This is a genomic window from Azomonas macrocytogenes (genome assembly GCF_014191985.1).
In the GTDB taxonomy this organism is placed as follows: domain Bacteria; phylum Pseudomonadota; class Gammaproteobacteria; order Pseudomonadales; family Pseudomonadaceae; genus Azomonas; species Azomonas macrocytogenes.
In genome coordinates this window covers 299,274-309,696 of record NZ_JACHXI010000003.1, presented here as the reverse complement: position 1 = coordinate 309,696, position 10,423 = coordinate 299,274, and the positions used below count along the sequence as shown (strand labels likewise).

General features: G+C 59.2%; 10 protein-coding genes. 3 read left to right on the top strand and 7 right to left on the bottom strand.

The window, feature by feature from the left end; translation table 11 throughout:
• Positions 1 to 1,398: 1-deoxy-D-xylulose-5-phosphate synthase (gene dxs, locus FHR87_RS05330; protein WP_183165673.1), on the top strand; the 1,398-nt coding region annotated here is incomplete at its 5' end.
• Between the two features lie 62 nt (positions 1,399 to 1,460).
• Here dxs and FHR87_RS05325 read toward each other — a convergent pair.
• Positions 1,461 to 2,018, bottom strand: coding sequence for a hypoxanthine-guanine phosphoribosyltransferase (locus FHR87_RS05325; RefSeq protein ID WP_183165672.1), 558 nt, complete (start codon positions 2,016 to 2,018; stop codon positions 1,461 to 1,463).
• Positions 2,019 to 2,192: 174 nt separating this feature from the next.
• Between FHR87_RS05325 and upp the strand changes: the two genes are divergently transcribed.
• Positions 2,193 to 2,831 carry a uracil phosphoribosyltransferase gene (gene upp / locus FHR87_RS05320; protein WP_183165671.1) on the top strand — a complete coding sequence of 213 codons (639 nt, stop codon included), beginning with the start codon at positions 2,193 to 2,195 and terminating at the stop codon, positions 2,829 to 2,831.
• A gap of 248 nt (positions 2,832 to 3,079) precedes the next feature.
• Here the strand turns inward: upp and FHR87_RS05315 are convergent, their stop codons facing one another.
• From FHR87_RS05315 to hemA, 6 genes are all read right to left on the bottom strand, one after another.
• The gene (locus FHR87_RS05315) at positions 3,080 to 3,604 is read right to left on the bottom strand and encodes an acyloxyacyl hydrolase (RefSeq protein ID WP_183165670.1); all 525 of its coding nucleotides are present in this window, start codon (positions 3,602 to 3,604) and stop codon (positions 3,080 to 3,082) included.
• Between the two features lie 123 nt (positions 3,605 to 3,727).
• Entirely contained in the window at positions 3,728 to 4,525 is a 798-nt protein-coding gene (gene murI / locus FHR87_RS05310) for a glutamate racemase (RefSeq protein WP_183165669.1), read from the bottom strand.
• Positions 4,518 to 5,273 (bottom strand): molybdopterin-synthase adenylyltransferase MoeB, encoded by a 756-nt coding sequence (locus FHR87_RS05305; protein ID WP_183165668.1) that lies wholly within the window; start codon positions 5,271 to 5,273, stop codon positions 4,518 to 4,520. Before FHR87_RS05305 ends, murI begins: the two co-directional genes overlap by 8 nt.
• Positions 5,274 to 5,313: 40 nt before the next feature.
• The gene (gene prmC, locus FHR87_RS05300; RefSeq protein ID WP_183165667.1) at positions 5,314 to 6,141 is read right to left on the bottom strand and encodes a peptide chain release factor N(5)-glutamine methyltransferase; all 828 of its coding nucleotides are present in this window, start codon (positions 6,139 to 6,141) and stop codon (positions 5,314 to 5,316) included.
• Between the two features lie 28 nt (positions 6,142 to 6,169).
• Positions 6,170 to 7,252 carry a peptide chain release factor 1 gene (prfA, locus tag FHR87_RS05295; RefSeq protein ID WP_183165666.1) on the bottom strand — a complete coding sequence of 361 codons (1,083 nt, stop codon included), beginning with the start codon at positions 7,250 to 7,252 and terminating at the stop codon, positions 6,170 to 6,172.
• Positions 7,249 to 8,517: a glutamyl-tRNA reductase gene (gene hemA, locus FHR87_RS05290; protein WP_183165665.1), complete on the bottom strand. Its 1,269-nt coding sequence runs from the start codon at positions 8,515 to 8,517 to the stop codon at positions 7,249 to 7,251. Before hemA ends, prfA begins: the two co-directional genes overlap by 4 nt.
• 183 nt (positions 8,518 to 8,700) lie before the next feature.
• On the opposite strand from hemA, the gene FHR87_RS05285 reads away from it, so the two are divergent.
• On the top strand, positions 8,701 to 10,422 hold the full coding sequence (locus FHR87_RS05285; protein WP_183165664.1) for a tetratricopeptide repeat protein: 1,722 nt from the start codon (positions 8,701 to 8,703) through the stop codon (positions 10,420 to 10,422).
• The last annotated feature ends 1 nt before the right edge of the window (position 10,423 follow it).

Below are 10,423 nucleotides of genomic sequence, written 5' to 3'. Positions count from 1 at the left end.
GCCTTCGAGGCCCTCAACCATGCCCCGGACGTCAAGGCCGACATGCTGGTCATCCTCAACGATAACGACATGTCCATCTCCCACAACGTGGGCGGCATGTCCAACTACCTGGCCAAGATCCTCTCCAGCCGCACCTATGCCAGCATGCGCGAAGGCAGCAAGAAGATCCTCTCGCGCCTGCCGGGTGCCTGGGAAATCGCCTGTCGCACCGAGGAATACGCCAAAGGCATGCTGGTGCCCGGCACGCTGTTCGAGGAGCTGGGCTGGAACTACATCGGCCCGATAGACGGCCACGACCTGCCGACCCTGATCGCTACCCTGCGCAACATGCACGACCTTCCCGGCCTGCAGCTGCTGCATGTGGTGACCAAGAAAGGCAAGGGGTTCGCACCGGCCGAGGCCGACCCCATCGGCTACCACGCCATTACCAAGCTGGAGTCCGTCGACGCGCCGCCCAAGCCCCGGCAGCCGGCACGCCCCCGCTACTCGAACATCTTCGGCCAGTGGCTGTGCGACATGGCCAGTGCCGATCCGCGGTTGGTCGGGATCACCCCAGCCATGAAGGAAGGCTCGGATCTCGTGGCGTTCAGCCAGAAATTCCCGAATCGCTATTTCGATGTCGCCATCGCCGAACAGCATGCCGTGACCCTGGCCGCCGGCATGGCCTGCGAAGGGCTCAAGCCGGTCGTGGCCATCTATTCGACTTTCCTGCAGCGCGCCTACGACCAGCTCATCCATGACGTCGCGGTACAGAATCTCGACGTGCTGTTCGCCATCGACCGTGCCGGACTGGTCGGCGAGGATGGTCCGACCCACGCTGGCAGCTTCGATATTACTTACCTGCGCTGCATTCCCGGCCTGCTGCTGATGACCCCCAGCGATGAGAACGAGCTGCGCCGCCTGCTGACCACCGGTTACCGGTTCAACGGCCCGGCGGCGGTACGCTACCCGCGCGGCAGCGGGCCGAACGTCCCGCTCGACCCCGGCCTGGAACCGGTGGAAATCGGCAAGGGCGTGATTCGCCGCCGGGGCCGCAACGTGGCCTTCCTGGTCTTTGGCGTGCAGCTGCGCGAAGCCCTGATCGTGGCCGAAACCCTGGATGCCACGGTCGCGGATATGCGCTTCGTCAAGCCGCTGGACGAAGCCCTGGTGCGCGAACTGGCCGCCGACCATCAGTTGCTGGTGACCCTCGAGGAAAACAGCCTCATGGGCGGCGCGGGCAGCGCGGTCGGCGAACTGCTGGCCCGGGACAACCTCGCCGTCCCGCTGCTGCAGCTGGGTCTGCCGGACCGTTACGTGGAGCACGCCCGACCGGCCGAAATGCTGGCCGAGTGCGGCCTGGATGCCGCAGGCATCGAAGCCGCCGTGCGACAAAAGCTACAGACACTGGAACGCTGATCCATTCGTTTCAACACCGAGGGCACCAAGCCTGCCTGTGCCCTCCCCCTGTTTATCTGGTGCTACAGCCCTTTGACGGCATAGATGCCTGGAGCATTCCGCCAATAGCCCTTGTAGTCCATGCCATAACCGAAGATGTAGCGGTCGATGCAACTCAGCCCGACATAATCGGCCTTGAGATCAGGGCTCGCCTTGCGTTGGTGTTCTTTTTCAATCAGCACGGCGGTATGCACTGCAGCGGCACCCGCATGGCGACAGAACTCCAGAATTGCGTGCAGGGTATGCCCTTCATCGAGGATATCGTCGATGATCAGGACATCGCGATCGATGAAGGACAGCTCCGGCTTGGCCTTCCAGAACAGGTCTCCGCCACTGGTCTCGTTGCGATAGCGCGTTGCGTGCAAATAGGACAACTCCAGCGGAAAGTCCAGCTTGGGCAGTAGCCTGCCGGCAAAGACCAGTCCGCCGTTCATGACACAGAACACTACTGGATTGCGGTTTGCCAGTTCGGCATTGATCTTTTGGGCGATAGCTTCAATGGCAGCGTCGACCTGAGCCTCGTTGTAGAGACAATCGGCTTCGGCCTTGACTTGGCAAATGTGTTCGAGATCGACGGACATGAGGCCTCTCCAGGATTGCGTAACGAAATGGCAAGCTAACAGTGCCTGCCAGGAAAAGGGTCGAAAATAACGAGCCCAAGCCCCTGCTGGCAACTCCTGTAACAAGATATTCGCGGGGCTGAAGGCCCATCTATTACTCTTATGGCCGAGCCCCTGCCATCGGAGTCATTTTTCATGCCCATTCGCGAAATCCGCCATCCACTGGTCCGTCATAAACTCGGCCTGATGCGCCGTGCCGATATCAGCACCAAGCACTTCCGCGAATTGGCTCAGGAAATCGGAGCCATTCTCACCTACGAAGCAACGCAGGACCTGCCGCTCGAACACTGCAGCATCCAAGGCTGGTGCGGCGAGGTGGCCGTGGAAAAGATCTCCGGCAAAAAGATCACTGTCGTACCGATTCTGCGGGCAGGTATCGGGATGCTCGATGGCGTGCTGAGCCTGATTCCAGGAGCGAAAGTCAGTGCCGTGGGCATTGCCCGCAACGAAGAAACACTGGCAGCGCATACCTATCTGGAAAAACTCGTTTCTCAGATCGACCAGCGCCTGGCACTGATCATCGACCCAATGCTGGCGACCGGTGGCTCGCTGATCGCCACGATCGACATGCTAAAGAAAGCCGGCTGCAAGGAAATCCGTGCCCTGGTACTGGTAGCGGCTCCAGAAGGCATTGCCGCCCTGGAAAAGACGCATCCGGATGTACGGATCTATACCGCATCCATCGATCAGCGCCTGAACGAAAACGGCTATATCCTGCCCGGCCTTGGCGATGCCGGCGATAAAATATTCGGCACGAAGCAGAAAGAAACCTGATTCGACAGTATCAAGAGAAAACAGAGGGAATTCTGGCAGCGACAACAGGAAACCAGACGGTTTACCCAATGCACTGATATTACCTACTGGACAATTTTGCAGCATATGGGGCGGGCGATAGCGCCAAACTGGCAACCAGTCTCGGTAAACTCACCGTCCCGCCACATCGCAATCGGAATCGACCAGGCTCACGCGAAGATTCCTGTACTTCAGGTAAGGCTCGAACGGCCTGCGATGTTCAGCTCCGGTCAGAAGTGCGCCCGATAGAACATGCTGTAGCTTTCCACGCCATCGTTGGGTTCTTTGATCCCGGCGTTGGAATAGTGGATGGCTCGTACTCCCACTTCATGACCATTCTTGAAGCGCAGGCCCGCACCGATACGATCTTCGAAATTGAAAGAAGTACCAAACCGCTGATGATCGATCTCGGTCTGGGTGAAGAAGGCCACGCCGATACCCGCCTCGATGAACGGCTTGACGCTGCTGAAACCATCGAACTCGTAGACGAATACCGGAGAGAAGGAAAGACTATGGTTGTCCTCCGTGCTGCCACCATCCCACCACGTATAAGCGGCATCCCAATAGCCGGTCACATGGCCAGTGTTGCTCTGCAGCCATTTCTTGTCCCAGTTCCACTGCGTGCCGATCCGGAAAGTGGCATTCCCTTGACCGCTGATACCCGCAGCAGCAGTAACATCCAGCGCATTCGCCAACTCGACTTGCCCAAAACTGAGGGCGGCAAAGCCAGCCAATGGAAGAAGTCTTTTTTTCATCCCCGCTCCTTATCGCTTCGTATATTAGGAAAATAGTGCCAAGCAACCGGTGGAGCATATGGGCTCCTCGACTCAAGGCAAGGCGGTCCTGGCAACGCATTAACGCATTCAGTTATTCAGTGTTCAACCAAAATAGCGCACCGGTCCAGGCGGTTCACCCCACAATAATGGCAAGACCGATAGCATTTTTCCTGTATCGCCACTGGACCAGAATTGTACGTGTGCGGCGATCTGGCTATCGCTTCGCATATCACATAGTTCGAGCAAATTCTGTAAACGGCGCGCAACGGCTGCGCCAGTATCGATGATCGTGATATCCGGCGGCAGCAGCCGGACCAATACAGGTTTGATAAAAGGATAGTGGGTACAGCCCAGAATCAGGGTATCGCAACCTTCGGCCAGCAATGGCGCGGTGAAATCGCTCAGCATTCGGTGAATGTCGGGACCATCCAACTGACCGACCTCAATCAGCTCGACCAGGCCCGGACAGGGTTTTGTGATCACTCGTACATTACTGGCGAAACGATCGAGCAAGGCGGCAAACCTGGCGCTTTTCAAGGTCCCCGTAGTAGCCAACACACCAACGACTCCCGTCCGGGTAACCGCTGCCGCCGGCTTGACTGCCGGTTCCATGCCCACGACCGGTAGCTCAGGATATAACTCGCGCAAATCGGCGACGGCTGCTGCGGTAGCGGTATTGCAAGCCACCACAAGCGCCTTGGCACCTTGTTTCAGCAGGAAATCCGCGATCTTGCGGCAACGCTCGCGAATGAACTCGGCGCTTTTTTCACCATAGGGCACATAACCACTATCCGCCAGATACAGCAATGACTCGCCGGGCAGGCGAGTACGGATTTCACGCAATACCGAAAGCCCACCGACGCCCGAGTCGAAAACCCCGATAGGGGAAGACTTATTCATGCATGCTTGCGCATACGGCGCATTGCGGATCTCGCTTGACTCGCAGTTCCCGAAAGCGACTGGTCGCCCCGTCAACCAGCAACAATCGTCCGGTCAACGGCTCGCCGAAACCGGCCAATAGCTTGAGTGCTTCAAGCGCTTGCAAGCTGCCGATCAGCCCGACCAGCGGACCGACCACCCCGGCCTCACTGCAAGTCAGTTCGCTCTCACTGCCTTCGCCGTACAGACAGTGATAGCAGGGGCTGTCTTGCCGCCGTGAATCGAAGACCGCAAGCTGCCCCTCCAGCCGGATCGCAGCGCCACTGACCAACGGTTTTTTAAGGGTGACGCAGGCGGAGTTGACGGCTTCGCGGGTCATGAAATTGTCGCTGCAGTCAAGTACCAGGTCGACCGCTTCGACCGCTGCCGCCAACGAATCGGCATCCAGTGCTGTGCGATGGGGAACGAGTCGTACCAGTGGATTGAGCCCGGCCAGCCGGGAAAGTGCTGAATCCACCTTGCTCTGGCCGAGGCCCTGGGTATCGTGCAGGATTTGCCGCTGCAGGTTGCTCAATGCCACATGGTCGAAATCGGCCAGATGCAACTCTCCAACTCCGGCAGTAGCCAGGTACATCGACACCGGTGAACCCAACCCACCGAGCCCGACGACCAGCACCCGGCTTTGTTTCAAGCGCAACTGCCCTTCCACATCGATTTGCGGCAAAAGAATCTGCCGGCTGTAGCGCATCAGTTCCTGATCGTCGAGCATGGGCTTGTTTTCCGCTAAAAAAATGTACCGAAGATCGTCATTAAACCCGGCACCCCAGGCTTATCCGCGCATGTCCGGCCAGGTCGCGGCGGCTTTCCACCGCCACAAAACCACCTGCGGCCAGCAGCTCGCGAACAGCTTGTGCCTGGTCGTGACCGTGCTCCAGCAGTAACCAGCCGCCAGCCGCCAGGTGGTCCGGTGCTCGCGCAATGATAGTGCGCAGATCGTCCAGCCCGTCGGGTCCGGCGATCAGCGCCGAGCTGGGCTCGAAACGGACATCGCCCTGTGACAAATGTGGATCGTTTTCGGCAATGTAAGGTGGGTTGGCCACAATCAGCGAAAATCGCCGCGCCCGCAGCGCGGAAAACCAGTGGCTTGGTAAAAAGTCGACATTGCCCAGGCCCAGCCTCTTGCAGTTGCCTTCGGCCAGAGCGACGGCCTGCTCGACACGGTCAACCCCAGTCAACCGCCAGGCCGGCCGCTCCAAGGCCAGAGCCAGGGCAATCGCCCCGGTGCCAGTACCCAGATCAAGCGCATCCAGAGCAGTCTCAGGCAGCAACGTCAAAGCAGTTTCCACCAGCAACTCGGTATCCGGCCGGGGAATCAGCGTATCGGGCGAAACGTCCAGTTCAAGACTCCAGAACCCCTGCCGTCCGAGGATATAGGCCACCGGTTCACCCTTGCGCCGCCGCGCCAGGCTTGCGGCGAAACGCTCGGCGATCGCATCCGCCACTTCCCGTTCAGGCCAGGTTCGCAAATAGCTGCCGGATTTGCCCAGCGCCGCAGCCAGCAACCATTCGGCATCCAGGCGAGGACTGGGCGAATCGGGCAGTTCGGCAGTGTTCAACAGGGATTCGATGGTCGCCATGGTTGCAGTCAGTCTTACCGTTCGCAGGTCAATCGCCCAATGCCGCCAACTGATCGGCCTGGTATTCGCTACGCAGCGGCTCGATCACCGCATCGACGCCACCACCGATGACTTCATCCAGAGCATACAGCGTCAGATTGATCCGATGATCGGTGACGCGCCCCTGGGGAAAGTTGTAGGTGCGAATGCGCTCGGAGCGATCTCCCGAGCCGACCAGCAGCCGGCGTGTGTCCGATATTTCCTTATGTGCCGCAGAGTCCTGCATGTCCTGCAGTTTGGCAGTCAGCCAGGACATGGCCTTGGCGCGATTCTTGTGCTGCGAGCGCTCATCCTGGCATTCGACGACGATGCCAGTAGGCAAGTGCGTGATACGAATGGCCGAATCGGTCTTGTTGATGTGCTGGCCACCCGCTCCCGAAGCCCGGAAGGTATCGACACGCAGCTCGGCAGAATTGATTTCCACGGCAGCCTGCTCGTCTGGCTCGGGCAATACCGCCACGGTGCAGGCCGACGTATGGATGCGTCCCTGGGATTCGGTTTCCGGTACGCGCTGCACACGGTGGGCGCCGGATTCGAACTTCAGCCGGGCGTAGACGTTATCGCCTTCGACTCGGGAAATGACTTCCTTATAGCCGCCATGCTCGCCCAGGCTTTCCGAAAGAATCTCGACCCGCCAGCCTTGCTTTTCAGCGTAACGGGAGTACATGCGGAACAGATCGCCAGCAAAGATGGCCGCTTCGTCGCCCCCGGTACCGGCACGAATCTCCAGGTAGACGTTACGCCCATCGTTGGGGTCCTTCGGCAACAGCATGCGTTGCAACCGATCCTCCAGCTCGACCAGGCGCGACCTGGATTCGGTCACCTCCTCCGCGGCCATTTCGCGCAGATCAGGATCGCTGTCCTTCAACAGGGCCTGGGCCGCGGTCAGGTCTTCCTGCACCGTGCGGAATTCGCGATAGGCGAGGATTACCGGCTCGACTTCGGCATATTCCTTCGAGTAGCTGCGAAAACGGGCCTGGTCACTGATGGTCTCGGCATCGCCCAGCAATGCCGTGAGTTCCTCGTAACGATCCTGAAGGAGCTCCAATTTGTTCAATAAGGAAGCTTTCATTGTTTCGACTCACCCTCGGAAAGGGCAAACAACTCCTGGGCCACCGCCAGTGCCTCGACATGGCCATCGGCGGAGAATTTTTTTAATTGCACGCTCGGTGCATGCAGCAATTTATTGGTCAAGCCCCGCGCCAGCGAGGCTGCAACCTCGAACGGATCAGCACCATTGGCAAGCAGGCGTCTGGCTTTTTGCAACTCTTCGTCGCGCAGGCGCTCCGCTTGTTGGCGATAAGCCTTGAGCACATCCACCGCAGCCAACTCACGCAGTCGTTGCATGAACTCGTCGGCACCGGCAGCTACCAGTTCCTCAGCCACTTGTGCCGCTCCTTGACGAGTCTTGAGATTCTCCGCGACGACTTCATGCAGATCGTCGACGGTATACAGATAGACATCGGCCAACTCGCCGACCTGCGGCTCGATATCCCGCGGAACGGCGATATCGACCATGAACATTGGCTTGTGCTTGCGTTGCTTGAGCGCCTGCTCGACGGCACCCTTGCCGAGGATCGGCAGCTGACTGGCCGTCGAGGCGATGACGATATCGCTGTTGGCCAGCTCCTGGGAAATATCCGCCAGCAGGATTGCCTGGGCGCCGAACTGCTCGGCCAGCACGCTGGCCCGCTCCAGCGTGCGATTGGCAACGATGATCCGTTTGACGCCCTGCTCATGCAGATGGCGAGCGACCAGTGCGATAGTCTCACCGGCTCCGATCAACAGTGCCTGGCTCTGCTTCAGGTTGCTGAAGATTTGCCGCGCCAGGGTGACTGCGGCAAAAGCCACGGATACCGGATTCTCTCCGATCGAGGTATCGGTACGCACTGTCTTGGCCGTGCTGAAAGTCGCCTGGAACAACCGTCCCAACAGCGGACCGATGCTGCCCGCCTCGCGCGCCATGGAATAGGCCGACTTCATCTGCCCGAGGATCTGCGGCTCGCCGAGCACCAGCGAATCCAGACCGGAAGCCACTCGCATCATATGCCGCACGGCAGCATCGTTCACATACACATAGGTCGACGACTTGAGATCCTGCAGGTTCAGGTGGTGGTAATTGGCAAGCCAGGCCAGTACCGCATCGGCCTCGAGCCGATCCTGTTCAAGATACAGCTCGCTACGGTTGCAGGTGGAAAGGATCGCGGCCTCGCGCGTCGGCGTTATTCTGCAGACTTGACGCAACGCTTCGACCATCTGCTCGGGCGTAAAAGCTACGCGCTCACGGACGTCCACCGAAGCAGTCTTATGGTTGATGCCCAGCGCAATAAAAGCCATGCAAAATCGCTGAAGGGAAAACAGAGCTGTTGATTGTCCTATTTCGCTGGAGAGAGAACAACCGCTCTGGATGATTGTCGCAGGACAAGGTCTTTGTTGGCACCCGGCGCAGCCAGCCATGGGCTTGCCCGATAGCTTGTGTCATCATGCCGAAACCGCATATCAGCCATGCATCGCCTTGCCATGAAAAGATTTTTCGCCCTGACCGCCTTGTTGTTGATCGGTGGTTGCCAGACCACTCCTCCTGCTATCGAAAATATTCCAGCACCGGAGGAAACTGCCGCCCCCAGGCAAAGCAAGCCGATCCAGTACAGTTCATTCGATCAGGACAGCCTTTATGCCTTGCTGGTAGCCGAGCTTGCCGGGCAACGCAATCGCTTCGATATCGCCCTGGGCAACTATGTACAGCAGGCCAACGCCACACAAGATCCGGCCATTGCCGAACGTGCGTTCAGAATTGCCGAGTACCTGGGTGCAGAGCAGGCGGCCCTGGATACAGCGCTGATCTGGGCTGCCAACGCACCGGAAAACCTCGATGCCCAGCGGGCGGCAGCCATCCAGCTGGCACGTGCCGGGCGCTACGATGAATCGCTGAAACTCATGGAAGAAGTGCTGCGCCACCAAGGCGATACGCATTTCGATTTTCTCGCTCTGTCTGCCGCACGCACCGATCCGGCAACCCGTGCCGGCCTGCTGCAGAGCTTCGACAGCCTGCTACGCAAATACCCGGACAATCCGCAGCTGGTGTTCGGCAAAGCGGTATTGCTGCAGCAGGACGAACGCAAGGAAGAAGCACTGGCCTTGCTGGAGCAGCACACCAAGGGCGAGCGGCCGATTCCTTCCATCCTGCTACAGGCGCGACTGCTACAGGAACTGGGCCGTGGTGAACAGGCTCTCCCCATGCTGAAAGATAGCCTCCAGCAGCATCCCGACGACAAGCGCCTGCACCTCGCCTACGCCCGCCAACTGATCGAAAACAATCGGCTGCAGGAAGCGATAGGTGAATTCTCGGCACTTCTGCAACAGAATCCGAGCGACGACGACTTGCGCTTTTCGCTCGCCTTGATCTGCATGGAAGCCCAGGCCTGGAAAGAAGCCGTGGTCTACCTCGAGGACCTGATCGAACGCGGCAGTCATCTAAACCCTGCCTATTTCAATCTTGGCCGTGCCCAGCAAGCCCTGGGCGACAACACCAAGGCATTGCAAGCCTACGACCAGGTAGGTCCCGGCAGCGAATACCTGCCGGCGAAGTCGCTGCAAACACGCCTGCTGCTTGCCATCGACCGTGACGCAGAAGCCTCGGCAATCCTTGACAAGGCCCGCCAGAGCCAGCCCGACTATGCCGTTCAGCTGTACCTGCTGGAAATCGAAGCGCTATCCGAACAGAAGCGGGACGAACCAGCCTGGCAACTGATCCAGAAAGCACTCAAGCAATTCCCCGAAGACCTCAACCTTCTCTACACCCGCGCCATGCTTGCCGAGCAACGCAACAACCTTGCGCTGCTGGAAAGCGACCTGCGCTTCATCCTCAAGCGCGAACCTGACAACGCCATGGCGCTCAATGCCCTGGGTTATACGCTGGCTGACCGCACTCCCCGCCTGGCCGAAGCCCGGAAGCTGATCGAACAAGCCTACCAGATCAACCAGGACGACCCGGCCATCCTCGACAGCCTCGGCTGGGTCCATTACCGCCAAGGCAACCTCAAGGAAGCCGAGAGCTGGCTGCGCAAGGCCTTCGAGCGCTTTCCCGACGCCGAGATAGCAGCCCACCTCGGCGAAGTATTATGGGCTCAAGGCAAGCAAAGCGAAGCTCGGCAAATCTGGGCGCAGGCCATTGACCAAGAGCCCGACAGCGAGATTCTTCAAGAAACCCTGCGCCGCCTGACCGGCTCGGAGAACCCCTGAC